22 protein-coding genes are annotated in these 24,363 nt (G+C 64.9%); 7 read left to right on the top strand and 15 right to left on the bottom strand.

What is annotated here, in order from left to right; genetic code table 11:
* Positions 1-22: 22 nt before the first annotated feature.
* The 8 genes from LX70_RS04055 to LX70_RS04020 form a co-directional block, all read right to left on the bottom strand.
* Positions 23-703 carry a type 1 glutamine amidotransferase gene (locus LX70_RS04055; protein ID WP_105513596.1) on the bottom strand — a complete coding sequence of 227 codons (681 nt, stop codon included), beginning with the start codon at positions 701-703 and terminating at the stop codon, positions 23-25.
* Positions 704-776: 73 nt separating this feature from the next.
* On the bottom strand, positions 777-2,111 hold the full coding sequence (locus LX70_RS04050) for a glutamine synthetase family protein (protein ID WP_105513211.1): 1,335 nt from the start codon (positions 2,109-2,111) through the stop codon (positions 777-779).
* A gap of 186 nt (positions 2,112-2,297) precedes the next feature.
* Complete coding sequence (locus tag LX70_RS04045; protein WP_105513210.1) at positions 2,298-3,137, bottom strand: ABC transporter permease; 840 nt, start codon at positions 3,135-3,137, stop codon at positions 2,298-2,300.
* Positions 3,134-4,015, bottom strand: a complete 882-nt coding sequence (locus tag LX70_RS04040) for an ABC transporter permease (protein ID WP_105513209.1) — start codon at positions 4,013-4,015, stop codon at positions 3,134-3,136. The genes LX70_RS04045 and LX70_RS04040 overlap by 4 nt, the downstream gene beginning before the upstream one ends.
* Before the next feature lie 54 nt (positions 4,016-4,069).
* On the bottom strand, positions 4,070-4,792 hold the full coding sequence (locus tag LX70_RS04035) for a transporter substrate-binding domain-containing protein (protein ID WP_105513208.1): 723 nt from the start codon (positions 4,790-4,792) through the stop codon (positions 4,070-4,072).
* A gap of 43 nt (positions 4,793-4,835) precedes the next feature.
* A complete protein-coding gene (locus tag LX70_RS04030) occupies positions 4,836-5,627 on the bottom strand; it encodes an ABC transporter ATP-binding protein (protein WP_425430569.1) in 792 nt (263 codons plus the stop codon).
* 95 nt (positions 5,628-5,722) lie between these two features.
* Positions 5,723-6,490 carry a phosphate/phosphite/phosphonate ABC transporter substrate-binding protein gene (locus tag LX70_RS04025; RefSeq protein ID WP_105513207.1) on the bottom strand — a complete coding sequence of 256 codons (768 nt, stop codon included), beginning with the start codon at positions 6,488-6,490 and terminating at the stop codon, positions 5,723-5,725.
* A complete protein-coding gene (locus LX70_RS04020; protein WP_105513206.1) occupies positions 6,487-6,930 on the bottom strand; it encodes a tellurite resistance TerB family protein in 444 nt (147 codons plus the stop codon). The genes LX70_RS04025 and LX70_RS04020 overlap by 4 nt, the downstream gene beginning before the upstream one ends.
* A 226-nt stretch (positions 6,931-7,156) precedes the next feature.
* Here LX70_RS04020 and LX70_RS04015 point away from each other — a divergent pair, with 226 nt between their 5' ends.
* Positions 7,157-8,458: a glycosyltransferase family 87 protein gene (locus LX70_RS04015; RefSeq protein ID WP_211301658.1), complete on the top strand. Its 1,302-nt coding sequence runs from the start codon at positions 7,157-7,159 to the stop codon at positions 8,456-8,458.
* On the opposite strand, the gene ppk2 is transcribed toward LX70_RS04015, so the two are convergent.
* From ppk2 to LX70_RS03980, 6 genes are all read right to left on the bottom strand, one after another.
* A complete protein-coding gene (ppk2, locus tag LX70_RS04010) occupies positions 8,407-9,327 on the bottom strand; it encodes a polyphosphate kinase 2 (RefSeq protein WP_105513204.1) in 921 nt (306 codons plus the stop codon). The two genes, LX70_RS04015 and ppk2, sit on opposite strands and share 52 nt — an antisense overlap.
* Before the next feature lie 76 nt (positions 9,328-9,403).
* On the bottom strand, positions 9,404-9,826 hold the full coding sequence (locus LX70_RS04005; protein ID WP_105513203.1) for a CBS domain-containing protein: 423 nt from the start codon (positions 9,824-9,826) through the stop codon (positions 9,404-9,406).
* A 1,368-nt stretch (positions 9,827-11,194) separates the two neighbouring features.
* Positions 11,195-12,838: a CTP synthase gene (locus LX70_RS03995; RefSeq protein WP_105513201.1), complete on the bottom strand. Its 1,644-nt coding sequence runs from the start codon at positions 12,836-12,838 to the stop codon at positions 11,195-11,197.
* A 163-nt stretch (positions 12,839-13,001) separates the two neighbouring features.
* Positions 13,002-13,367 carry a preprotein translocase subunit SecG gene (secG, locus tag LX70_RS03990; protein WP_105513200.1) on the bottom strand — a complete coding sequence of 122 codons (366 nt, stop codon included), beginning with the start codon at positions 13,365-13,367 and terminating at the stop codon, positions 13,002-13,004.
* A 73-nt stretch (positions 13,368-13,440) separates the two neighbouring features.
* The gene (locus LX70_RS03985) at positions 13,441-13,836 is read right to left on the bottom strand and encodes a DUF6524 family protein (protein ID WP_105513199.1); all 396 of its coding nucleotides are present in this window, start codon (positions 13,834-13,836) and stop codon (positions 13,441-13,443) included.
* 163 nt (positions 13,837-13,999) lie between these two features.
* The gene (locus LX70_RS03980) at positions 14,000-14,512 is read right to left on the bottom strand and encodes a MarR family winged helix-turn-helix transcriptional regulator (protein WP_211301657.1); all 513 of its coding nucleotides are present in this window, start codon (positions 14,510-14,512) and stop codon (positions 14,000-14,002) included.
* Positions 14,513-14,575: 63 nt separating this feature from the next.
* Here LX70_RS03980 and LX70_RS03975 point away from each other — a divergent pair, with 63 nt between their 5' ends.
* The 3 genes from LX70_RS03975 to LX70_RS03965 are packed head-to-tail and all read left to right on the top strand — an operon-like array spanning position 14,576 to position 18,517.
* Positions 14,576-15,499: a hypothetical protein gene (locus tag LX70_RS03975; RefSeq protein ID WP_105513197.1), complete on the top strand. Its 924-nt coding sequence runs from the start codon at positions 14,576-14,578 to the stop codon at positions 15,497-15,499.
* Between the two features lie 60 nt (positions 15,500-15,559).
* Complete coding sequence (locus LX70_RS03970; protein WP_105513196.1) at positions 15,560-17,008, top strand: TrkH family potassium uptake protein; 1,449 nt, start codon at positions 15,560-15,562, stop codon at positions 17,006-17,008.
* Positions 17,009-17,068: 60 nt separating this feature from the next.
* On the top strand, positions 17,069-18,517 hold the full coding sequence (locus LX70_RS03965) for a TrkH family potassium uptake protein (RefSeq protein WP_105513195.1): 1,449 nt from the start codon (positions 17,069-17,071) through the stop codon (positions 18,515-18,517).
* 25 nt (positions 18,518-18,542) lie between these two features.
* Here LX70_RS03965 and LX70_RS03960 read toward each other — a convergent pair whose 3' ends face one another.
* Positions 18,543-20,312, bottom strand: a complete 1,770-nt coding sequence (locus LX70_RS03960; protein WP_105513194.1) for a serine protease — start codon at positions 20,310-20,312, stop codon at positions 18,543-18,545.
* A 154-nt stretch (positions 20,313-20,466) separates the two neighbouring features.
* Here LX70_RS03960 and LX70_RS03955 point away from each other — a divergent pair, with 154 nt between their 5' ends.
* From LX70_RS03955 to glyS, 3 genes are read left to right on the top strand one after another with little or no spacing between them, the layout of a single operon-like run.
* Entirely contained in the window at positions 20,467-21,390 is a 924-nt protein-coding gene (locus LX70_RS03955; RefSeq protein ID WP_105513193.1) for a glycine--tRNA ligase subunit alpha, read from the top strand.
* Positions 21,387-21,860, top strand: coding sequence for a DUF6446 family protein (locus LX70_RS03950; protein WP_105513192.1), 474 nt, complete (start codon positions 21,387-21,389; stop codon positions 21,858-21,860). The genes LX70_RS03955 and LX70_RS03950 overlap by 4 nt, the downstream gene beginning before the upstream one ends.
* Complete coding sequence (gene glyS / locus LX70_RS03945; RefSeq protein WP_105513191.1) at positions 21,861-24,239, top strand: glycine--tRNA ligase subunit beta; 2,379 nt, start codon at positions 21,861-21,863, stop codon at positions 24,237-24,239.
* Positions 24,240-24,363 lie beyond the last annotated feature (124 nt).

Below are 24,363 nucleotides of genomic sequence, written 5' to 3'. Positions count from 1 at the left end.
TCGGGCGGTCAGGTTCGGGCGGTCAGGTTCGGGTCTGCTTGAAGAAATCCGCGATCCGGTCGGCGATCAGGGAGGAGGAGTTGGGCCTGCCCAGGCGCTTGCCCGCCTCGGCCATCAGCGTATCCGGCACCACGCCCTTGCCGCGCGTCTGCATCAGGCCGTCGACGAAGCTGTCGGCAAATTCGGGATGGGCCTGAACGGTGAACGCGCGGTCGCCGTAGACAAGGGCGGCGTTCTCGCAAAACGCATTTGTCCCGATCCGCTTCGCCCCTTCGGGCAGCGCCGTCACCTGATCGCGGTGCCAGGCATTCATGGTCAGCACCTCACCGTCGAAATCGTATTCCGTCGGCCCGACGGACCAGCCGCCGTCATAGCGCTCCACCTTGCCGCCAAGCGCCTGTGCGATGATCTGGTGGCCAAAGCAGATGCCGACCAGCGGCACCTTGGCGGCATAGGCGCGGCGGATGAAGTCCTCCAGCGGCTTGATGAAGGGATGATCCTCATAGGCGCCATGGCGCGACCCGGTGATAAGCCAGCCGTCGCAATCGTGGATGTCGGCCGGGAACGCCATCTCTTCTACCAGATAGGTGCGGAAGGTCAGGTCCCGGTCGGCCAGAAGCCGCGCGAACATGTCCGGGTAGTCGCCCGAGGCGTCCTTGAGGATGTCGGGGGCCTGTCCGGTCTGGAGGATGCCGATTTGCATGTTGGGTTCTTGATCCGGGTTGCAGGAAGGGTAACGCCGCGCGGTATTGCCGCGCAAGCGCCATGGTCGGGCGTCAGACGGTGTCGAGGTAAAGCTCCACCTTCTCCTCGGGGGTCAGTTCTTCCATGTAATGATGTTCCTGCCGCTTGGTCATGACAAGGTTGCGGATCATCTCGGCGGGGAAGATGCGGGCCATGATCTCGCTTTTCTCGAAGATCCCGATGGCTTCCTCCCAGGTGTCGGGCAAAAGCGGCAGGTCAAGCGCATAGGCATTGCCGGTGATCGGGGCAGGGGGCGTCAGCCCGTCCTCGATCCCGGTCAGCGCAGCGCCGAGGATGGCGGCCAAGAGCAGATAGGGGTTCACGTCGCCGCCCGCCACCCGATGTTCGATCCGCCGCGCGCGCGGGTTGCCCGAGGGGATGCGCAGCGCCGAGGTGCGGTTTTCATAAGCCCAGCAGATCGCGTTCGGGGCGTGCGCTTCAGGCACCAGTCGGTCGTAGCTGTTGGCATGGGGCGCGAAGATCAGCGTGCTGTCATGCATCGCGGCAAGGCACCCGGCGACGGCCTGTTTCAACATCTCCGACCCGTCATGCCCGCCATTGTCGAAGACGTTTTCGCCGTCGGCGTCGATGACCGAGAAATGGGTGTGCAGCCCATTGCCGGAATAGTCGGCATAGGGCTTGGCCATGAAACTGGCGGCAAAGCCGTGGCGGCGGGCCAGACCCTTGACCAGCATCTTGAAGAGCCAGGCATCATCGGCGGCGCGCAGCGCGTCGTCGGTGTGCATCAGGTTGATCTCGAACTGGCCCAGGCCGGATTCGGAGATTGCCGTGTCGGCGGGAATATCCATCGCCTCGCAGGCGTCATAGAGGTCGGTAAAGAAGGTGTCGAAGGCATCCAGCGCGCGGATCGACATGATCTCTGCCGCCTTGCGCCGCTTGCCAGACCGCGGCGAGAGCGGCACCTGAAGCTTTTTCCCGCTGTCGTCGATCAGGAAGAATTCCAGTTCCATCGCGCAGACCGGCGTCAGCCCGCGCGCCTTGTAGCGGCCGATGACACGGGCCAGCGCGTGACGCGGATCGCCCTCATAGGGCTTGCCGTTTTCGCGGAACATCCAGATCGGCAGAAGCGCGGTCGGCGCGTCGAGCCAGGGCATCGGCATGAAGCCACGCTCGGTCGGTTTCAGCACGCCATCGGCATCGCCGCTGTCGAAGACAAGGGGGCTGTCCTCGATATCCTCGCCCCAGATGTCGAGGTTGAGGACGGACATCGGAAACCGGGTTCCGTTCTCCACCACCGCGTCCGCGAAACGGACGGGAACACGTTTGCCGCGCGGCTGGCCGTTGAGGTCGGCGGCTGCCACACGGATGGTACGCACCTGCGGGTGCTTTCTAAGCCAGTTCTTCATTTTCTCACCTGGTGCCGGGGCTGGTCCGAAACCGCCCCGGCCGGCCAGAGGCGCCACAGGCAGAGCCGGCCCATGCCCTTGGGCCATCTTCGTTTGATCATATCGGCTGTCAGGGGCATTCCGCCCGTCCAACTGACCGGAATATAGCGATTCCGTCGGCCGAATAATTTGATCAAATATTCGATACTATCGGATGATCTGTGGACGCAAGCGAATTCTGCTGCGCGAGGCTTGCGGCAGGTGCCGGTTGAGGCGGCGGTTGACGGCGCCAAAGAGCGTGATGAGGATCAGCGTCAGCAGGATGAAGTAGCACGCCACGACCGGATAGGCGATGAAGGGGTTGAAGGTCTTCGAGGCGAAATAGGTCGCGTAATAAAGGCTGTCGCCCCGCTGCTGAAACGCCGGAAAGCCCGAGAAATAGACCAGCGTCGTGGCATGGAAGAGAAAGATCGCCTCATTCGTATAGGCGGGCCAGGCCAGCCGCATCATCGTCGGCCAGATGATCCGGCGAAAGCGCGACCAGCCGGACATGCCATAGGCATCGGCCGCCTCGACATCGCCCTTGGGGACCGACCTGAGCGCGCCATAGAAGATCTCTGCCGAATAGGCGGCGGTGTTGAGGAAGAGAACGATCAGCGCCCCGGCCCAGGCCTTTGACAGCCATGAGGTCGCCACCGTGATGGTGGTGAAGCCCAGGGGAATGTCGATGCCCGCGCGGGGCAGCAGCACGAAGGTCTCATAAGCCAGGAAGAACTGGATGAAGAGGGGGGAGCCGCGGAAAAGATAGATGAACCACTCCGCCGGTTTGCGCAGCCAGGGGTTCGCGCTGGCCTTGGCCAGCGCCACGGCATTGGCGAGGAAGAAGCCGAAGAAAAGCGCGAGGATGCCGAAATAGAGGTTCCAGATCATCCCGGACCCAATCAGCGTCACATGCTCGCAAAGCGTGAAATCGGTGCGCGGCAGCAGCCTTTCGCCGATCCCGATTGATCGCAGCCCATACTCCCGCACCGTGTCCCAGCAGCTCATCTTGCGGCCTTCCTCTGCTGTTCGCCGCCCAGCGTCGCCTGACCGTGGCTTAACCGTGCGGTGATGCGTCTCAGCACCCGTTCGGACACCGAGGTCATCAGCAGGTAGAAGACCAGCAGCGCGAGGAAGTAGTAAAGCCGCCAGTCAGGATGCGGATAGTCGAAATGCGAGGTCTTGGACCCGCCCAGTTCCCGCGCCCAGTAGACGATGTCGCGGATCCCCAGAAGGAACAGCAGGGGCGTCGCCTTGATGAGGATCATCCACAGGTTCGAGAGGCCCGGCAGCGCGTAGATCCACATTTGCGGCACAAGGATGCGGCGGAAGGCCTGCCGATGGCTCATCCCGTAGGCCTCGGCGGTTTCCATCTGCGCCCGCGGCACCGCGTTCATCGCGCCGTGGATGACATTGGCGGCAAAGGCGCCGAAGACGATGGAGAAGGCCAGCACGGCCAGGAAAAAGCCGTAGGTTTCGTGGATCCATTGCGGGCTGGTGGACAGCGGCAGCTTGGCCGCCGGGCAGACGACAAAGTCATTGCCCTGCCAGACCGGCTGATCCCAGTCCGAACATTTCACCTTGTGGCGCAGCCATTCAAAGCCCTGGTCCATGGCGATGGGAACGAAGAGGAAAAAGATGATGTCCGGCACGCCCCGCACCATCGAGGTATAGGCCTTGCCGAACCACCTGAGCGGCAGGAAATGCGACCGCGCCGCCACCGCGCCGCCAAAGCCGAAGGCCAGCGCGATGGGCGCGGTGATGAGCAGCAAAAGCAGCACGATGCCGATCGAGCTATAGAACAGCATGTGCTTGCCCGAGGTCAGGTAGCACATAAGCCAGCCAAGGCCCTCAAGGCTCGATGGATCGGCGCAGGATGCGAACATGGACGGGATGCCGGATAAGGAAAGGGCGGGGCGCTGTGGCCCCGCCCGTCAGGATCAGAAGACGAGCGCGTCTTCGCCGAACCACTTCTTGATCATGGCGTTCAGCGAGCCGTCATCCTTCATCGACTGGATCGCCTTGTCGAAGGTCGCCTTCAGCTCGGTATCGCTTTCGCGCACACCCACGCCGATGCCGCCGCCGATCTGCACGTCCTGACCGGCCCAGACCAGTTCGCCGCCCGATTCCGCGACGATGGGGGCAAGGAAGTCCTTGTCGGCGAAGACTGCGTCGGCCTCGCCGTTGCGCACGGCCGCGACGGTTTCGTCCGGCGTCGGGTATTCCAGAAGCGTCGCGCCGCTTTCGGCGACATAGCCCGCCTGGATCGTCGCGGTCTGCGCCGCCACGACGCCGCCTTTCAGGTCGGCATCGGCCGACAGCGCCGCATAGGCCGAGGCCGCGGGCGGGATGTAGTTCTGGGTGAAGTCGATGACCTTGTCACGCTCGTCGGTGATCGACATGCCGGCGATGATGGTGTCGTAGTTGCCCGAGACGAGGTTGGGGATGATCGAATCCCATTCGTTCGTGACCCATTCGCAGGTCAGTTCGGCGCGCTTGCACAGCTCATCGCCCAGCTCGCGCTCGAACCCGTCGACCTCACCGGCGTCGTTGATGAAGTTGTACGGAGGGTAGGCGCCCTCGGTCCCCATGCGGATGGTCTGGGCCTGGGAAAGGCCCGCGGTCAGGGCCAGCAGGGCGGCGGCGGTCAAAAGCTTTTTCATTGGATACTCCCGGTCTTTCTTTAAGTGAGCTGCTTTGATTGGGTCAGGCGGCAACGGTCGCGCTCAGGAACTGTTGCAGCCGTTCGGTCTTCGGGGTGCCAAAGACCTGATCCGGCGGGCCTTCTTCTTCGATCCGGCCCATGTGGAGGAAGATTGCATGATCCGACACGTCGGCGGCAAGGCGCATGTCGTGGGTGACGATGATCATCGTGCGCCCCTCTTCGGCCAGCGCCTTGATGACCTTGACCACCTCCTGCTCAAGCTCGGGGTCGAGGGCGGAGGTCGGTTCGTCGAAGAGAAGCGCCGTCGGCTCCATGCACAGCGCGCGGGCGATGGCGGCGCGCTGCTGCTGGCCGCCCGAAAGCTGCGCCGGGTAGACGTCGCACTTGTCGCCGATCCCGACCTTGTCGAGATATTTGCGCGCCGCTGCCTCAACCTCTTCCCGGTCGCGGCGCAGCACCGTCACCGGCGCTTCCATCACGTTCTGCAGGATCGTCAGATGGGACCAGAGGTTGAACTGCTGGAACACCATCGACAGGTTGGTGCGGATGCGGATCACCTGATGCTTGTCGGCGGGGTGACGGTGCAGCCCGCTGCCCTTCCAGTGGACCGCCTCGCCCTTGAACAGGATCTCTCCCCGCTGGCTGTCCTCAAGCAGGTTGCAGCAGCGCAGCAGCGTCGATTTCCCCGATCCCGAGGACCCGATCAGCGATATCACCTCACCCCGGCGCGCGCTGAGAGAGACGCCTTTCAGCACCTCAAGCTCGCCATAGGCCTTGTGCAGATCGCGGACCTCGATGACGGAAACGTCGGTCTCTTGCGTTTGGTCTGGCACGAATTTCATCCCCGGTTTGATCGAATAGGGACGATATTCCGCCAATTTACAATGCGCTTTTTGTGCGTTCCGTTACGGAAACCCCGGCAAAATGGCTAGTTGACCGGCACATCCTGCGAAGGTGGCGGCGGTGTGGGGACGGCGAGATAGGCGCTGGCGGGGATCGCGGCAAGGCCGGTCAGACCCAGCGCGGCGCGGTCTTCGGCCGCAAGCGCGGTGATGGCCGATGCCACCGCACGGGCCAGCGGCGCGGTGTCGCGGCCCCTGGCGGTGATAAGCGGCAGCCCCGGCGTCGGGTCGGTATGGCCGATGACGCGCAGCGTGCCGGACAGTTCGGGATGCCAGGCGTCGATCAGGCGCCAGCTGACCGCGTCGATGGCGGCGATGTCGGCCTTGCCGGCGGCCACGGCGCGGGCGCTGTCGCGATGGGCGCCGGTGTGGCGGGTATGGGTGAAGCGCAGCCCCGCCTTCGCCATCTGGTTTTGCGGCGCGGCCCAGCCCGACTGGCTGTCCTGCCCGTTGAAGGCCAGCGTGCGGTCGATGAAATCCACAGCCTCGCCCGGTTCATCCGCGCGGGTGACGAAGACGGAATAGTAATGGCCCGGCGGCGCGTCGGGCAGGGCGTAATCGGGGGTTCCGACAAGCTCCACCTGGCCATGAAGCCGGGTCCGGTAGGGCATCCCGCAGGTCTGGCCCAGAAGCAGGTCGGGGCTTTCCCAAAGCTCCCAAAGCTTTTCGTCCCGCGTCAGGTCCTGTGGCGCCGGGATCCCTTCATCGGCCATGGCCGTGCGGATCAATTGCCAGAAACGGTCGTGTTCCGCACGGACCTGCGGCCAGTCATACATCGCGAGCGTGGCAATCATTCCCCGCTTTTCTCCACATTCTGCCGGGCAATGGCCCGGTCACGGTCATTGATGCCAAGCAGGTCGGCGGTGACGCGGATCATCGCATCCTCGCGCGGGTCGCGTTCGCCGTCCGAGAGCGCGACGGACCAGAGCGCTTCCATCAGGCTCATCCGGTCCTCATAGGGGACCGCCTCTTTCAGTGCGCGGGTGAAGCGCACGGTGTCGGGCGCGTTCGCCTCAAGCTCCTCTGCGTCGGCACGGGCGCTGGCGGCCTCGAAGGGCGACAGGTGATAGCGCCGGGAAAGGATGCGGTCGATGCGGGCGCGCTCCTCCTCGGTGTAGTTCTCGTCCGCGCGGGCAAGGCGGACCAGAAGCGCGCCAAGCGCGCGCAGCGCGTCGGGTTCGGGCAGCCGGTCGGGCTGTTCGGTGAAAAGCGATGTCAGGATACGGCCAAGCATGTGAGGGATATATCCAGACTGTCCGGGTTCCGAAAGGCCCGCGTTTTCACTAATGCAGGAGCGGCGGTGTGGGACCTCGCGGTGGCGAAGGCTGGATTGCGCCCAGATCATCGCCAAATGGCCATGTTTCCCGCACATTGTTCACGCAACCTGTGGCCACGGCAGCGGACGGCGCCGGAACAAAGATCGGGGTAAGGGTTTGACGGGCGGGGCCATCGAAGGGCTGATGCAGGCGATAAGGGCGCGCGACAGGGCGATTGCCCCTATGCTGCTTGCCGTCTGGGCGGTCTTCGTGATCCTGTCGCGCTGGAACACCTGGCCGCAGGACCTGTCCTCGCTCTATGTCGCGGGGCATCTGTGGCAAAGCGGGCAGGGCGATCTGGTCTATGCCGCGCCGGGGGCGTCTGCCTCATACGCGGAGGGCTGGGGGCCGGTGATGCATGACCTCGGCATTGCCGACAAGCTGACCTTTCCCTATCTCTACCCGCCGCTCTGGCTTGCGGTTCTGGGGCCTGTCACCACGCTTGTCAGCCCGCAGGGTTTCGCCAATGCCGTGCTTCTGATCCAGATGCCGATGCTGGCGGCGATGGTGTGGTGCGCCGGGCGGCTGTTGCGGCCGCGTGCGATGCCGCTGTCGCTTTGGTGCCTGATCGGGCTTGTCACCCTTAGCTGGACGATCCACGCGACAATCGCGATCCTGCACAATCAGCCGACGATCACGGTTGCCTTCCTGACCGTCATGGCCTTCGCCACTCTGCGCGACAGGCCGGGTCTTGCCGGTACGGCGCTGGCCCTTGCCGCCGCCATCAAGCTGTCGCCCGCCCTGCTGGCGCTGGTCTTCGTTATCGACCGCCGCTGGCGCGCGCTGGCGGCCTTTGGCGTTGTCGGAGGCGGGCTTGGCCTGCTGAGCTTGACTGTCTGCGGCCCTGCCATGACGGTCGCCTTTCTCGAACTTCTGCACAAGATCAATGCTGTCGTCACGCTGGCCCCCGTGAATACCTCGATCCGCTCCGCACTGGTCGCGCTGGTGATGGGGCGAGAGGTGGGGGTCATCATGCCGCCGGGATCGTCGGCGATGCTTTACAGCGACGTCCCCGGCTGGATCGGGCCAGCGGTGGTGCTGGCGGCGCTTGCCCTGATGGCGGCCTTCCTGCGCGTCCTTTGGCGCCAGCCGGGAGAGGTCCGCCGCTATGCCGGGCTTTTGTCCTTTTCCATCATCATCGCGCTGTTCGGGCCGCTTGGCTGGCTGCACTATTATGTGCTGCCGCTCTTGCTGCTGCCGGGGCTTTTCGCGCTATATCCGGCGCGTGTCGCGCTGCCCCTTGTCCTGACGGTCATGGTCCCGGCGCTGCTGCCGGTCGCCCTGCATGTCGGCGCGCTGCCCTGGCCCGCCGCCAACGCGACCTGGATCGCCTGCGCCACCTGGCTTATCGTCCTTGCGGCGCTTTACCTGCGCCTTCGCCGCCCCCCCGCCCGTCAGTATTTCGCGGGAACGTACAGCTCCGGCGGCAGCACCGCGCGCTCATAGGCGGGGTTGAAGACCCGGTCGGGCAGCGTGATCTCCTCATGCGGGACCTCACCATAGGGCATCAGGCTGAGAAGGTGGTCGATGCAGTTCAGCCGCGCCCGCTTCTTGTCATTGCCCGGCACGATGTACCACGGCGCCTCGGGGATGTTGGTCTGGGCCATCATCTCTTCCTTGGCCTTTGTATAAAGCTCCCACCGGACGCGGGATTGCAGGTCCATGGGCGAAAGCTTCCACTGTTTCATCGGGTCGTGGATGCGCATGAGAAAGCGCATCTGCTGTTCCTCGTCCGTGATGGAGAACCAGTATTTCACCAGCCGGATGCCCGACCGCACCAGCATCCGCTCAAACTCCGGCACGTCATGGAAGAAGTCCTGCACCTCATCCTCGGTCGCAAAGCCCATCACCCGTTCGACACCCGCGCGGTTGTACCAGCTCCGGTCGAACAGCACGATTTCGCCCCCGGCGGGCAGATGGGGGACGTAGCGCTGAAAATACCACTGGGTCTTTTCGCGGTCCGTGGGCGCGGGGAGGGCCACGACGCGGGCCACGCGCGGGTTCAGCCGCTGGGTGATGCGCTTTATGACGCCACCCTTTCCGGCGCTGTCGCGGCCCTCGAACAGGACGACGACCTTCTCCTTGGAATGCTGCACCCAGTCCTGAAGCTTGATGAGTTCCGATTGCAGGCGGATCAGGCTTTGGAAATAGACCCGGCGGTCGATCGTGTCGGGGTGGTGGGTCTTGTAGATCTTCTTGATTTCCTGCGACAGGACGGCGTCCTCAAGCTCAAGCTCGTAATCTTCGTCGAGCGTGTCGGCAAGCTCGGCCTCAAGCCAGTCCTGTGTGGGGTTCGTGTCGTCGGGGGCGGTCATGTCGGGCTCCGTTCGGGACCTTGGGATCGGTGGTTTGGACCATATCAGGATGACGGGCAGGTGACAGGCCGGGCCGTCAACCCGCCTTGCCGCGCATTTCAAGGAAGCGTTCGTACATCATCCGGTATTCGGTCGGGATGTCGCGGATCGAGAGAAGGCCGATGCAATGGTCGCCCTCGGTCACCGGCATGTGGCGGAAATGCCCCTCGCCCATCTCGCGGATCGCCTCGGCAAGGCCATGGTCGGCGGGAATGGTGCGGGGCTGTTTCGTCATCACCTCGGCCACGAGGACCCGTGCCGGATCGGCATCCTGCCCGACGCAGCGGCGGATGATGTCACGCTCCGAGATCACCCCCGCGATGCGTTCCCCGTCCAGCACGACAAGCGCGCCGATGTCGAAATGGTCAAGCGTATGGGCCGCATCGCGCACCGTCGCACCGGGGGCGATGGAAGGGACGGGGCGGGCGCCGAGGACGTCGCGAATGGTGCGGATATGCATGGGGACCTCGCGGGTTTATGAGGACTATCTAGGCGAGGAGGGGTCGGGTGGGAAGAGGGGTGAGGCGCGGTCGGGCCTCGGCCCGATCCATCGCTCCGGTGGAGCGATGGAAGCGGCGAACGCCCGGTCTGCAAAGGCCGGGCCGGGGGAGAACCGCAGCCGCCGCGCGCGTCAGAGGACCGGAAGGGAAAGGTCCAGTGGACCTTTCCCCGGTCCGATTGCCCGAAGGCGCAAGCCGAAGGGCAAGGGGCTATCGGGTTGCGCCTTGCGTCTGTCATCGGGGCGCGCCTGCCTGGGGTGAGGCCGGATCAGAAACGGTCCGGTGGACCGTTTCCCGGTCGAACGCCCGCCCGCGTCGGGCGGGCCGGGAGCGCGCGGAACGCGCCTGCCGGGGGGTGATGAGGGATCAGCAAAGGTCCAGTGGACCTTTGTCCCGAAGAACGCCGCGCCCGTGGCGCGGCTGGTGGCAGGCGCGGCCCGATTTGTCGAAGGGCAAATCGGGCGGGGAAGGGCGGTCGGGTTCAGATCTCAAGAAAACATGCGTCCAAACAAGATCGATGCACGAGTCCGCGCCCGAAGATATTTCTAACGTCGAAGCGAGGAAATACATTCGCCGTCGAACGTTCGGTTGTCTGAACTCCCCGGCCCAGACACGGTAACGGACGCTGGCATTCTAAGTGAGAAAACAAACTCTTGGGCGTCCACCGTGGCCACCATGAGGCTGGAGCCAACCGAAAGTAAGACGGGCGTACGCTCACCAATCTGTAAAGTATTTTCTTCTGATCCCATGCCGCCGTTAAACGTCAACAACATTAACGGCAGTTTCTCGAACTTGCAGGCCACTACTACCTGCTCATTTGCGAACGCTGAACTGCAACTTGCAATCATAGATAGTGCGAGGAAGTGTCTAGAAAAGATCAATACTGAAACTCCTTACGCGAATTTCCTGCCTCATTCTCCATGTCCAAACAGCCATCTAAAATGACATATGATCCGCCGCTTACCCGCGCGACTTCGTCACAGTACTTTCGCGCTTGGGACGGCAGCTCGTTCCAAGCCGCCTTTCGCCGGTTATAAGCCCCCTGCTCCATATCGAAACAGCCGCCATAGACGACTTCGGAACCACCGCTGATGTCAGAAACTTCACGGCAGTAAGTTTCGACATCATAGCGAGGTATCGCGTCAGCGCTTGCTGCCGTCGCGCAAAGGCTAAGAAAAAGAATGGTTGAGAAAACTCTCCAGACCAAGATGTTCCTCTTCAATACTTGCCGCATTTGAACGACGGGGTTAGCGTGCGACTATACTCTGTGAGAACGATGGCAAAATTCAGGTCGGCCACGCGCTAGTAAATGGGCGCGTTCTTCCCCCTCACACCAACCGCTCCACCTCCTTCGCCGCCCGGACGAAATCCGCAAATAGCGGATGGGGCGCGAAAGGTTTCGACTTCAACTCGGGGTGATACTGCACCCCGATGAACCAGGGGTGGTCCTTCCATTCCACGATCTCGGGCAGGCGGCCGTCCGGGGACATGCCGGAAAACACCAGCCCGCAGCTTTCCAGCTTTTCGCGGTACTTGGTGTCCACCTCATAGCGGTGGCGGTGGCGTTCCTCGATCTCGGCCGCGCCATAGACCTCGGCGACCTTTGAGCCGTCCTTCAGATGCGCGGTATAGGCGCCAAGCCGCATGGTGCCGCCCTTGTCGTCGTCGACCTTGCGGGCGACCATGTGGTTGCCCTGCACCCATTCCTTCAGGTGATAAACGACCGGCTCGAACCGCTTTTCGCCCTTCTCGTGGTCGAACTCCTCGGACCCGGCCTTGGTCATGCCGGCGACGTTGCGCGCGGCCTCGATGACGGCCATCTGCATGCCCAGACAGATGCCCAGATACGGCACCCCCTTTTCGCGGGCGAATTGCGCGGCCTTGATCTTGCCTTCCGTGCCGCGTTCGCCGAACCCGCCGGGGACGAGGATGGCGTGATAGCCCTCAAGGTAGGGCGCCGGGTCCTCGCGTTCAAAGATCTCGGCGTCGATCCATTCGGCCTTGACCTTCACGCGGTTGGCCATGCCGCCATGGGTCAGCGCCTCGGCGATGGATTTATAGGCGTCTTCCAGTTGCGTGTACTTGCCGACGATGGCGACGCGGACCAGACCTTCGGCATTGGTCAGCCGGTCCATCACGTCTTCCCAGCGGTCCAGATTGGGCTTCGGCGCAGGGGCAATCCCGAAGGCATCCAGCACCGCCTGATCCAGCCCCGCGCGGTGATAGGCCAGCGGCGCCTCATAGATCGACCTCAGGTCATAGGCCGGGATCACCGCATCCGGGCGGACGTTGCAGAACAGCGCGATCTTGGCGATTTCCTTGGCCGGGATTTCGTGTTCGGAGCGGCAGACAAGGACATCCGGCGCGATACCGATGGAGCGTAGTTCCTTCACCGAATGCTGGGTCGGCTTGGTCTTCAACTCTCCGCTGGCAGAGATATAGGGCAAAAGCGTCAGGTGCATGAAGATGCATTGGCCGCGCGGGCGGTCCTGCGCGAACTGGCGGATCGCCTCGAAGAAGGGCAGGCCCTCGATATCGCCGACGGTGCCGCCGATCTCACAGAGCATGAAATCGACCTCGGTATCGCCGATGGAGAGGAAATCCTTGATCTCGTTCGTCACATGGGGAACGACCTGGATCGTCTTGCCAAGGTAATCGCCGCGCCGCTCCTTCTCAAGCACGTTGGAATAGATCCGGCCGGAGGAGACGGAATCGGTCTTGCGCGCCGGGACCCCGGTGAAGCGTTCGTAATGGCCAAGGTCGAGATCGGTTTCCGCCCCGTCGTCGGTGACGAAGACCTCACCATGCTCAAAGGGCGACATCGTGCCGGGGTCGACGTTCAGATAGGGGTCGAGCTTGCGCAGCCGTACCGAATAGCCCCGCGCCTGCAAAAGCGCGCCCAAGGCCGCCGAGGCCAGCCCCTTGCCAAGCGAAGAAACCACACCGCCGGTGATGAAGATGTAACGTGCCATGCGGTGAACTCCCGTGCGTGCCTGCAAATTTCATGGATTCGCCGGTCCGCAACGGACCCGGCATCACGGGATTAAAGAGCTATCAGATTCGTGGCCCACCCGCAACCGGACCGCAAAACTTTGTGGCGCGGGGGATGCGCCGCCAAATACCTTGTGGTGCGGTCTATTCCGCGGGCGGGGGCGCCATGGGGGCGTCGCCGCTTGCGGGCGCGGTGTCGGTGCTGGCCGGCGGGGGGGCAAGGTCAAGCGTGGGCAGGGCCGGGGCCGTGTCCGCCGGGGCGCCCGCCGTGCTGTCCAGGACCGAGACACCTTTGGAATCGCGTGCTGCCAGGATCGTCAGCGTGATCGAGGTCGCCAGGAACGCCACCGCCAGAAGCCAGGTCACCTTTTGCAGCGCGCTGGTTGCGCCCCGGTTCGACATGACGCCGCCGCCGCCCAGAAGCCCGCCACCCTCGGACCGCTGAAGAAGCACCACGCCGATCAGGAGCAGGGCGAGGATGAGGTGGACGGAAAGGACGACGTTCTGCATTGTGGCCTTCGGTTCTGCTGACGCGCCTATCTAGGGCGATGTGTCTTTCAGTGCAAGGCGGAAGCGGGCGGTTTCAGCCCTCGATCTCGTCCACGCTGGCCTGACCGGACAGCCGCTGGCGCAGGATCGACCAGGAAAGCCCGATCCCGAGGATCAGCGACAGGACAAGGATGCCAAGCCAGAGGTTCAGCGACGGGTTGGTCAGCGACAGCACGCCCCAGTCGATCAGGACCCAGATCCCGGCCCCGAAGATCGCCGCGATCAGCACCACGCCAAAGGCCCCGATAGAGCGCAGGGTGGCGACGATATAGACCATGTAGCCGACCCCCAGCAGCAGCCCGAGAAAGACCGCAAGCGGCATCTGGTCGGCCCAGCTGCCCCGGACCCAGTGGACGTAGTTCCAGCGCGTCGGGTTGAACGTCGCCGACAACAGCACGAAGGCGCCTAGCCAGCGCAGAAGAATGCCCATCGGCCGCTCCCTTGGTTTGGCTCTGGTTAGACGGGCGACGGGGGGCTGTCCAGAGGGGGGCTTGGCGGTCGCTTATAGCATTTCGGGTTTACACTGACTCAGAATTTGAACCTGTTTCGTTCGAATTCTGATACTTGCTTTCTCAACGCAAACCCGAAACGCTTTAGCTGTCGTCCCGCGCGGGCAGCGCCGCCAGCCATTTCGCCAGCAGGGCGGAAAGCTGCGTCCGTTCGTCGGCGGTCAGCCCGTCCAGCAGGCGCAATTCGTTCGCGGCATGGGCGGGCAGGGCCTTTTCGATCAGGGCGTGGCCCTTGTCGGTCAGGCTGACCAGCGTGCCGCGCCGGTCCTCGGGGTTGGGGCTGCGCCGGATCAGGCCGGATTTCTCAAGCCGGTCGAGCCGCGCCGTCATCCCGCCCGAGGACATCATCGCCGCCTCGTAAAGCTGCGTCGGCGTCAGCGCATAGGGCGGCCCGGCGCGGCGCAGCGTCGCGATCACGTCGAACTCCCCCCCCTGAAGCCCGAAGCCCCGCATCATCGGTGCCAGATGGTCGCGGTCGATGGAAAGCCAAAGCTCCGACAGCCTGCCGACGATCTCCATCGCCGAGGTGTCGACCTCGGGCATCTCGCGCGCCCATTGGCTTACCGCGAACCCGGCGCGGTCCATTTGTCTTGACATCAAGATACTTTGTATTAAGTTACTTTCTGTCGAGTATCATAACCGCGAACAGGAGCCATTCCAATGACGATCTCGCATGTGAACGGTGCGGGCGTGATGCCCGTCACCGCCCGGATGTCCCTTGCCGCCCCGGCGCTTCTGATCGCGGTCGGGGCGCTTCTGGCCGGGTCGGTCCTGTTGTCGAAACTCGCGGCGGGGCAGGGGGCGCCGATGTTACCTTATCTCAGCGCGGTCCTGACCGGGGCGGGCGGGGTGCTGGCCTTGTTCGGCGCGCTGACGGGACAGATGCGGGGGGCTGTGCGCTATCTGCCCTACGCGCTGGGGGCGGGGGTCTTCATGGCGCTGCCCTCGGCCATGGGCTATCTGACGGTGGCCGAGGTGGGGGCGGGATTCATCTCGCTCACCTTCGCGTTTCCGATGCTGCTGACCTGGCTGATCTCGGTCCTCTTGCGGATGGAACGGCTGCGGCTTTTGCCGGTGCTGGGGGTGCTGTCGGGCCTCTCGGGCGGGCTGATACTGGCGCTTGGCAAGGCGGGTGTCGCGGGGGCAGGGGCGCCGGTTTCGGCGACGCTGACGGCCAGCCTGATCCCGGTCGTGGTGGCGCTGGGCAATATCTACCGCACCCGGCTTTGGCCGCGTGGCGCCGAGGCGCTGCCGCTGGCGGCGCTGACCCTGATCGCGGGCGGGTTCCTGAGCCTGCCTTTCGCGCTGCCGACCGCGCTGGCACAGGGCGCCGCCTTTGCCGCCGCGCTGCCGGTTGCGATCCTTGCCGCCCTTGTCGTCGCCGGCCAGATGGTCTTGCAGTTCCGCCTTCAGGCGCTGGCCGGCCCAGTCTACATGAGCCAGATCGGCGCCGTCGCCGCCGTGATGGGGACGCTGATCGCGGTCGGCGCGATGGGGGAAGGCCTGCCCGGCGGCTTTGTCCCCGCCGCCCTTCTGATCGCCGCCGGGGCGGGCGCCTTTCAGTGGGCGCGCCGCCACGGCTGAGGCCCTCGCGCGCGCCCGGCCCTTGACTTCCTGCCCCCGGCTAAGCCAACTCGCCGCGCCATGATCGACTTTCGCCCTGTCGGCTACGTTATCGGCCTCCTCGTCACGGGGCTTGGGATCGCCATGCTGGTGCCGATGGCGCTTGACCTCGCCATGGGTGACGGCAACGGCCATGCCTTTCTTGAAGCGGCGCTCTTCTCCACCCTCATCGGCGGGCTGACGGCGCTGGCCTGCCGCAATGCCGGGGTCGGGACCATGACGATGCGGCAGGCCTTCCTGCTGACCTTCTTCGTCTGGGTCGTGCTGCCGCTTTTCGGCGCCTTGCCGTTTCTGATCGGCGCGCCCGACGTGGGCTTTACCGACGCCTACTTCGAGGCGGTGTCGGGCATCACCACCACCGGGTCCTCGGTCTTTCCGGGGCTTGATGATCTGCCCGCCGGGGTGAACCTCTGGCGCGGGATGCTGAACTGGTTCGGGGGCCTCGGGATCGCCTTCATCGCGATGATCTTCCTGCCGCATCTGCGCCTTGGCGGCATGCAGTTTTTTCGCGCGCAGGGCTTTGACACGCTGGGCAAGACGCTGCCGCGCGCCGTCGACATCGCGCGCGGGCTGCTCGCGGTCTATGTCGGGCTGACCATCGCCTGCGGGCTGAGCTATTCGGCCCTTGGCATGTCGGTCCTCGATTCCGTCGTGAACGCGATGGCGACCATCGCCACGGGCGGCTTTTCGGCCACCGATGCCTCCTTCGGCAAATATGCGGGGCCCGCGGAATATGCCGGCGCGCTGTTCATGGTGCTGGGAAGCCTGCCCTATATCCGCTTCATGCAGCTTGCCACCGGCAGCGCGCGGCCGATGTTGCGCGATGTGCAGGTCCGGGCCTATCTGCTCTGGATCGCCATCGCCGTCGCCGTGGTCACGGTCTATCGCCTCTTCACCAGCGACCTGCCGGTCGAGGCGGTGTTTCGCGGCACGCTCTTCAACCTGATCTCGGTTTTTTCCGGCACCGGATTCGGCAGCGATTCGATCTCGAACTGGGGGCCGTTCGCGGTGGTCGTGGCGGCCTGTGTCGGGATGATCGGCGGCTGTTCTTCATCCAGTTCCGGGGCGCTCAGCGTGTTTCGGGTGCAGGTGACGCTGGCCGCCATCCGTTCCCGCATCCGGCTTTTGCACTCCCCCCACCGGATCGAGCCTGTGCGCTATGACGGCCGCACCGTGGGGGAGGAGGTTCTGAGCCCGATCATCCTGCATGTGACCTCTTACATCTTTCTCATCGGCCTGCTCAGCGTGATGCTCGCCTTCGAGGGGATCGACCTGCAATCGGCCTTTTTCGCGATCTGGACCTCGATCGGGAATATCGGCTACGGCTTTGGCGACATGCTGGCGCGGACGGGGACGTTCGTCGATTTTCCCGCCGCCGCGAAATGGGTGCTGATCGCGACGATGATCATGGGGCGGCTTGGCCTTCTGGCCTTCCTGATCCTGATCCTGCCGCAGTTCTGGCGCGCCTGAGAGGGCGCGGCGGCACGGGGCCTGCTTGACAGCCGGGCCGGGGCAGGCGAACGCTGCCACATGCTTGACCTGCGCCCCATCGGCTATGTGATCGGATTGCTTGCCGCCTTTCTGGGGGCGACGATGCTGATCCCGCTGGCCGTCGATCTTTACCATGGCAACGACCACTGGCGATCTTTCGGCACCAGCGCGCTGATCGCCTGGGGGACCGGGGTGTTGCTGGCGTTGTCCTGCGCCAACGGGGTGCGGGCGCGGCTGACGGTGCAGCAGACCTTCCTTCTGGCCACCGCCGTCTGGGTCGCGCTGCCGCTTTTCGGGGCGGTACCCTTCATCATCGGCGCGACCGAGGCGCGGGTGGTCGACGCGGTGTTCGAGGCGATGTCGGGCATGACCACGACCGGGGCCACGGTCTTTGCGAAGCTTGAGGACCTGCCCGAAGGGCTGCTTCTCTGGCGGTCGATGCTGCAATGGTTCGGCGGGGTCGGGATCATCGTCGTGGCGATGGTGTTCCTGCCGGAACTGCGCGTTGGCGGGATGCAGATCTTCCGGTCCGAGGCCTTCGATACCGGCGGCAAGGTCCTGCCCCGCGCGGCAGAGATCGCGGCGCGCATCTCGGCCATCTATGTCGGGCTTACGATCGCCTGCCACGTGGCCTATGTGATGGTTGGCATGGATAATTTCGAGGCCGCGAACCACGCGCTGACGACGCTGTCGACGGGCGGGTTTTCGACCTCGGACGCCTCGTTCGGGGCGTTTCAGGGGGTGCCGGAATACGTCGCCTCGGTCTTCATGGTGCTGGCGAGCCTGCCTTTCGTGCGCTACGTTCAGGTCGCCTCCGGCTCCGCCAAGCCGCTTTTCCGCGACACTCAGGTGCGGGCGTTCCTGTGGATCATCGCGGTGCTGGTCGCCGTCATCACCGCCTACCGGATCATCGCCAATGACGATCACGCCGAACATGCGTTCCGCGAGGCGGTGTTCAACGTGACCTCGATCATCACCGGCACCGGCTATGCCAGCGTGGATTACCAGCTATGGGGCGCCTTCCCGGTCGTGCTGTTTTTCTTCATCGGGCTTATCGGGGGCTGCGCGGGATCGACCTGCTGTTCGGTCAAGATCTTTCGCTATCAGCTCATGGTCGCGGCCGTGCGGGCGCAGATCCGGCGCATCCACAGCCCCAACGGCATCTTCACGCCGCGCTATGACGGCCGCCCGGTGACGGCCGAGGTGTTGAACTCTGTCACCTCGTTCTTCGGCGTCTTCATCGTGACGCTGGGTCTGATCGCCATCGCGCTGGGGCTGACCGGGCTTGACTTCGTCACGGCGCTGTCGGGCGCGGCGACGGCGATTGCCAATATCGGGCCGGGGCTGGGCGACATCATCGGCCCGGCGGGGAATTTCGCGGCGCTGAACGACGCCGCGAAATGGATTTTGGCCTTCGCGATGCTGCTGGGGCGGTTGGAGCTTCTGGTCGTGCTGGTGATCTTCCTGCCGCGCTTCTGGCGGGCGTGAAGGCCCCCCTGTCACGACCAGCCCCTTACTCCCAGCAGGAGACCTGCACCGTCATGTCACGGCCCAGCCGCGCCAGATCCTCGGCGGCCATCGCGCCGGGGGCAGGGGTGGTGGTCTCGGCCTCGCCCGCTGTCGCGCCTGTCGTCTCGGCCGGACCCATGGCCGACCGGATCACGGCGCTGTCGGCGGCAAAGCTGACATCCTCGGGCAGGATGCGGCCGCCATCGGAGACCTTCGGCAGCAGCATCCCGATCACCCGGCCCGTCGCGTCAAGGACCGGGCCGCCCGCGTCGCCCTCAAGCGCCTTCAAGGCGAGCCGTTCGCGCGCGGTGTTGCCGTCCAGGTCCTTGGTGTCGGCCAGCGTGCCGAAGGTCACGACCGGCTCGGTCAGGGTGTCGGGGTAGGAATAGCCCGCCACCGCGATCTCCCCGCCGACGCCGGTCGCCGAGGCCTTCAACTGCGCCACGCCCAGCGGCGCGAGCGCGGTGTCCGGCATCAGGATCGCGACGCCGTTGACGTCGTCCTGCGCGGCCACGGTCATGGCGATGCCGCCGTCGATGGTCAGCCGCCCGCAGCCCTTCAGAACCTCGGTCGTGGTCGCGACCCGGCCCGTGGCATCGACGTAGAAGCCGGAACGGGACATCAGCGGCCTGCGCACCGCCAGCCCCGCGACAAGGTCCGCGCGGCTGACCGCCATCGGCTGACCAAGGCTGTCATCCAGCGCATGATCGCCCACGGGCCGGAAGCCCGATTTCATCGCCGCCAGCACCTTTTCCGCCCGCGCCGCGTCCGCCATCGGCCAGACGAGGGTAAAGCCCTTCACGAAGCCGCCCTTCAGCGCCACCTCGGTATAGGACCCGATCCGGTCATTCGCCCCGGTCAGGACGAAGGAGTTGCGGCCCAGCTGACGCTCCCCCTCCAGCGGCACGATTTCCAACGTCTGCATCAGGTCATAAAGCCCCGACAGCGTGGTCTGGTCGCCGGGCTGGGAGATCAGGAGCGCGCGGTAGCCCGAGCCGTCCTTTTCCTTGTATTGCACGAAGGGCGGCTGGTAGCGGTCGAAGGCGACAAGGGACAGGGGCAGGGTAATCTCGATCCCCGCCTCATCCTCGGCCACGGCCTGAAACCCGATGGCGTCGCGTTCGCCTTCATAGCCCGAAAGCAGGCGACCCCGCTGCGCGGTGGTCAGGACGCCGGTCGGCTCAAGCCCCTCGGCCGTCTGCCATTCTGCCATGCTGCGCCGTGTGCCGGGGCCGAAGGCGCCGTCGATGGCGCCGGCGTAATGGCCATACCATTGCAGCGCCTCCTGAAGCTCTTTCCGGTCGTCGCCGGTCAAAAGCGCCTCGGACCGGCGCGCCTCGGCCGGTGTCTCGTCCGGCAGGACGGCGGGCAGCGTCACAGCGGGCGTTTGCGCCTGCGGCGTTTCGACACTGACGACGGGGCCGCTCGCCGGGGCAGGGGCCGTCACGGCGCCACCCACCGGCCAGAACTGGCGGCCAAAGCGCCCGCCGTCGGACACATAGCTGTCCGACGGGATCAGCCGCTCGCCGCGCAGCAGTTGCAACTGCACCGCCGCCTCGGTGTCCGTATAGGGGCCAAGCGCGATGGCATACCATCCGGTCGACATGGCAAAGCCCGCGACATTGGGGAAGGCGTTGGCATAGGCGCGGGCGCGTTCCTCGGCCTCCGACAATGTCGGGCGGGCCTCGATCTGCACCCAGCTCTGCTGTGCCCATGACGCGGCCGATGCCGCCAGCCAAAGCACGATTCCAATCCAGAGCCTCGTCAAACGCATGTCAAATAGCCTTCCTGTTTCCGATCGTCGCGAATCCGCGCCAGACCCTAGCAGGATGGGCGGCGGCGTCACCTCACAAACGCCGCGGGGCCGATTGACCCTGTCCGGCCTGTTGCCTATTGAGAACGCGCTTTCCCTACGCCAAAGGCGCGCCATGACCACGACCCAGCCCCGTTCCTTCCAGGAAATCATCCTGCGGCTTCAGACCTACTGGGCTGGGAAGGGCTGCGCCGTGCTGCAACCCTATGACATGGAGGTCGGCGCAGGCACCTTCCACCCGGCGACGACGCTGCGGGCGCTGGGGTCAAAGCCCTGGGCGGCGGCCTATGTCCAGCCCTCGCGCCGCCCGACCGACGGGCGCTATGGCGAGAACCCGAACCGCTTGCAGCACTATTACCAGTATCAGGTCCTCATCAAACCTTCGCCGCCCGACTTGCAGGCGCTTTACCTTGGCAGCCTTGCCGCCATCGGCATCGACGCCTCGCTCCACGACATCCGCTTTGTCGAGGATGACTGGGAAAGCCCGACGCTGGGCGCCTGGGGCCTTGGCTGGGAGGTCTGGTGCGACGGCATGGAGGTGAGCCAGTTCACCTATTTCCAGCAGGTCGGCGGGCATGACTGCCACCCGGTTTCGGGCGAACTGACCTATGGTCTCGAACGCCTTGCCATGTATGTCCTTGGCATCGACCACGTCATGCAGATGCCCTTCAACGATCCGCAATCGCCGATCCCGCTGACTTATGGCGACATCTTCCGCCAGACAGAGCAGGAATATTCCCGCTGGAACTTCGATCAGGCCGATACCGACATGCTCTTGAAGCATTTCGAGGATGCCGAGGCGGAATGCGAACGCATCCTTGCCGCCCCTGCCAAGGACAAGGCGGGCCGCGCGATCATCATGGCCCATCCCGCCTATGACCAGTGCATCAAGGCCTCCCACCTCTTCAACCTCCTGGATGCGCGGGGCGTTATCTCGGTCACCGAGCGGCAGGCCTATATCGGCCGGGTCCGGGCGCTGGCCAAGAAATGCGCCGATGCCTTCGTGACCACCGAAGCCGGCGGCGGGGTTGCGGCGTGAATGGCAAATATGTCGTGGGGTTCATCGTGCTGACCGCCCTTTTCGCCGGTGCGGCCGTCTATTACCTTCAGGAATACGGCTATTACCGGGACATCGCCCCTGCCTCGGCGGCGGCCGCGATCCGCATCACGGACCTGTCCGGCGCGGAAGAGCCGATGCTGACCGACGGCTTCACCGGCATCGACGCCGACAGCTCCCCCCTGCGGTTCCGGGGCTGTTTCATGACGCCCATGTCGCTGGCGATGCTGAGCGAGACCTACGCCCTTTACCCCGACCCGACGCCGCTGAACGCGCCTTCGTGGTTCGATTGCTTCGACAGCGGCCGCCTGACCGAGGATCTCGCCTCCGGCGCCGCCGTCGCCTTCCTGTCCGAAAAGAACATCGCCCCCGGTGTGGACCGTGTGGTTGCCGTCTATCCCGACGGCCACGCCTATGCCTGGCAGCAGCTGAACGAAAGCGCGGAGAAGTAAATGCCCGATCTCCTCATCGAACTCTTCTCCGAGGAAATCCCCGCCCGGATGCAGGGCAAGGCGCGTGACGACCTGAAAAAGCTGGTCACCGACGGGCTGGTCGAGGCGGGGCTGACCTATGCCGGCGCCCATGCGCTGTCCACCCCCCGCCGTCTGGTGCTGGCGATCGAGGGGCTGACGGGCGAAAGCCGCAGCCAGCGCGAGGAACGCAAGGGGCCGTCGACGGCTGCGCCCGAACAGGCGGTGCAGGGCTTCCTGCGCGCGACCGGCCTGACGATGGAGCAGTTGGAGGTGCGCGACGACAAGAAGGGCCAGGTCTATTTCGCCGTGATCGAAAAGCCCGGCCGCGAGGCGGCGGAGATCGTGGCCGAGGTTCTGGAAACCACGATCCGCGCCTTCCCGTGGCCCAAGTCGATGCGCTGGGGGGCGGGCAGCTTGCGCTGGGTGCGACCGCTTCATTCCATCCTCTGCCTGCTGACCGACGAAAACGGGGCCGAGGTCGTGCCGCTGACCATCGACGGCATCGCCGCCGGGAACAGCACGCGCGGCCACCGCTTCCTTGCGCCCGACAGCTTCGCGGTGTCCTCCTTCGACGACTACGCCGCGAAGCTGAAACGCGCCTTCGTCATGCTCGACCCGGCCGAGCGCGCCGACCAGATCTGGAACGACGCCACCAACGCCGCCTTCGCCGCCGGGCTTGAGGTGGTGGAGGACAAGGGCCTTCTGACCGAGGTCGCGGGGCTGGTCGAATGGCCCGTCGTCCTGATGGGCAAGATCGACGAGACCTTCCTTGGCCTGCCGCCCGAGGTGCTGCAAACCAGCATGCGCGAGCATCAGAAGTTCTTTTCCTGCCGCAACCCGAAAACCGGCCGGATCGAGGGCTTCATCACGGTCGCCAATACCGAAACGGCGGACCACGGCGCGACGATCCTGAAGGGCAACCAGAAGGTGCTGTCGGCGCGGCTGTCGGATGCCAAGTTCTTCTGGGAGAATGACCTGCGCGTGGCACGGGCGGGCATGGACGAATGGCTCGACGGGCTGAACGCCGTCACCTTCCACAACAAGCTGGGGAGCCAGGCCGACCGCGTCGGCCGCATCGCCGCGCTGGCGCGCGAGATCGCGCCGCTGGTCGGCGCCGACGCGGAGGACGCCGCCGAGGCCGCGCGCATCGCCAAGGCCGACCTGCGCTCGCAGATGGTGGGCGAGTTTCCCGAACTGCAAGGCGTGATGGGCCGCTATTATGCGCAGGAATACCTGAAGACGACCCCGCCCCGGTCCCCGAACCGGGGCCTCGATGACGCGGCGGGAGGCCCCGGATCAGGTCCGGGGCGGGCTCCCGGATCAGGTCCGGGGCGCGACGTCAGCGCCATCGCCGACGCCGCCCGCGACCACTGGCGCCCGAAAGGGGAAAGCGACTCGGTCCCGACAGAGCCGGTTTCGGTCGCCGTGGCGCTGGCCGACAAGATCGACACGCTGACCGGCTTCTGGGCGATCGACGAGAAGCCGACGGGGAGCAAGGACCCGTTTGCGCTGCGGAGGGCGGCGCTGGGGGTGATTAGGCTGGTGCTGGGGAATGGGGTGCGGCTTAGGCTCAGAGGGCTATTCGAGGTCGCCGGTCACCGTTGTTTCGATGCAGCTTACAGCAAAACTATGCACTTTGATGTTTCCGAAAGCGGCAAGTTGACAAACCCAATAGAACCAAAGTTTGATCCAGCTTCCGTGCGAGACCTTCTCGCCTTCTTCCACGACCGCCTCAAGGTCCACCTGCGCGACCAAGGCATTAGGCATGACGTCATAGACGCATCGCTGTTTCAGACTGCGGCAATTAGTTCTGCTCACAAACGAAAGACCGTGAGCGCGCTGAACGCTCGGTTAGAGGCGTTGGATGTGGGTGCAGTATCGTTGCCGTCGAGCGACAAGGAGATGCTCTATGAGTCTAAACTAAGACCTGATGCGGATGACCTCACCCTCCTCGTCAAACGGGCCGAGGCGCTCGCCGCCTTCCTGAAAACCGACGACGGTGAAAACCTGCTCCAGGGCTTCAAACGCGCCAACAACATCCTGACGCAGGCCGAGGAAAAGGACGGTGTCGAATACAGCTACGGCGCCGATCCGAAATTCGCCGAAGGCGCCGAGGAACGCCAACTCTTCGCCGCCCTCGACACGGCCGAGGCCGCGATTGCCCCGGCGATGCAGGCCGAGGACTTCGCTGAGGCCATGACCGCGATGGCCGCCCTTCGCGCCCCCATCGACGCCTTCTTCGAAGCGGTGCAGGTCAACAGTGACAACGAAATCGTCCGCCGCAACCGCCTGAACCTTCTGTCCCGCATCCGCCAGATCTGCCTCTCGGTGGCCGACCTGACGAAACTCGAAGGCTGATCGCCCTTTCATTGTGGCGCAAATACTCCGGGGGTGCGGGGGCAGCGCCCCCGCCGCCTAAGCCAATCGTCCCGCTGGACATGTGGCGCGAAGCGCGTATTCTGCCGGCCGTAAGAGGATTGCC

This window comes from Albidovulum denitrificans, from assembly GCF_002973535.1.
In the GTDB taxonomy this organism is placed as follows: Bacteria; Pseudomonadota; Alphaproteobacteria; order Rhodobacterales; family Rhodobacteraceae; genus Albidovulum; species Albidovulum denitrificans.
Note: the sequence above shows the minus strand (reverse complement) of the source record. Positions and strands in the feature narration are given on the sequence as shown.

Bases quoted from the DNA above. Each gene is read 5' to 3' on its own strand.
- glyS (WP_105513191.1), top strand. From the start codon at position 21,861: ATGCCCGATCTCCTCATCGAACTCTTCTCCGAGGAAATCCCCGCCCGG.
- LX70_RS04005 (WP_105513203.1), bottom strand. From the start codon at position 9,826: ATGCATATCCGCACCATTCGCGACGTCCTCGGCGCCCGCCCCGTCCCT.
- LX70_RS03960 (WP_105513194.1), bottom strand. From the start codon at position 20,312: ATGCGTTTGACGAGGCTCTGGATTGGAATCGTGCTTTGGCTGGCGGCA.
- ppk2 (WP_105513204.1), bottom strand. From the start codon at position 9,327: ATGACCGCCCCCGACGACACGAACCCCACACAGGACTGGCTTGAGGCC.
- LX70_RS03975 (WP_105513197.1), top strand. From the start codon at position 14,576: ATGACGATCTCGCATGTGAACGGTGCGGGCGTGATGCCCGTCACCGCC.
- secG (WP_105513200.1), bottom strand. From the start codon at position 13,367: ATGCAGAACGTCGTCCTTTCCGTCCACCTCATCCTCGCCCTGCTCCTG.
- LX70_RS03965 (WP_105513195.1), top strand. From the start codon at position 17,069: ATGCTTGACCTGCGCCCCATCGGCTATGTGATCGGATTGCTTGCCGCC.
- LX70_RS04025 (WP_105513207.1), bottom strand. From the start codon at position 6,490: ATGATTGCCACGCTCGCGATGTATGACTGGCCGCAGGTCCGTGCGGAA.
- LX70_RS03955 (WP_105513193.1), top strand. From the start codon at position 20,467: ATGACCACGACCCAGCCCCGTTCCTTCCAGGAAATCATCCTGCGGCTT.
- LX70_RS04055 (WP_105513596.1), bottom strand. From the start codon at position 703: ATGCAAATCGGCATCCTCCAGACCGGACAGGCCCCCGACATCCTCAAG.
- LX70_RS04015 (WP_211301658.1), top strand. From the start codon at position 7,157: ATGCAGGCGATAAGGGCGCGCGACAGGGCGATTGCCCCTATGCTGCTT.
- LX70_RS03970 (WP_105513196.1), top strand. From the start codon at position 15,560: ATGATCGACTTTCGCCCTGTCGGCTACGTTATCGGCCTCCTCGTCACG.
- LX70_RS04050 (WP_105513211.1), bottom strand. From the start codon at position 2,111: ATGAAGAACTGGCTTAGAAAGCACCCGCAGGTGCGTACCATCCGTGTG.
- LX70_RS04020 (WP_105513206.1), bottom strand. From the start codon at position 6,930: ATGCTTGGCCGTATCCTGACATCGCTTTTCACCGAACAGCCCGACCGG.
- LX70_RS04035 (WP_105513208.1), bottom strand. From the start codon at position 4,792: ATGAAAAAGCTTTTGACCGCCGCCGCCCTGCTGGCCCTGACCGCGGGC.
- LX70_RS04040 (WP_105513209.1), bottom strand. From the start codon at position 4,015: ATGTTCGCATCCTGCGCCGATCCATCGAGCCTTGAGGGCCTTGGCTGG.
- LX70_RS03980 (WP_211301657.1), bottom strand. From the start codon at position 14,512: ATGTCAAGACAAATGGACCGCGCCGGGTTCGCGGTAAGCCAATGGGCG.
- LX70_RS03985 (WP_105513199.1), bottom strand. From the start codon at position 13,836: ATGGGCATTCTTCTGCGCTGGCTAGGCGCCTTCGTGCTGTTGTCGGCG.
- LX70_RS04045 (WP_105513210.1), bottom strand. From the start codon at position 3,137: ATGAGCTGCTGGGACACGGTGCGGGAGTATGGGCTGCGATCAATCGGG.
- LX70_RS03995 (WP_105513201.1), bottom strand. From the start codon at position 12,838: ATGGCACGTTACATCTTCATCACCGGCGGTGTGGTTTCTTCGCTTGGC.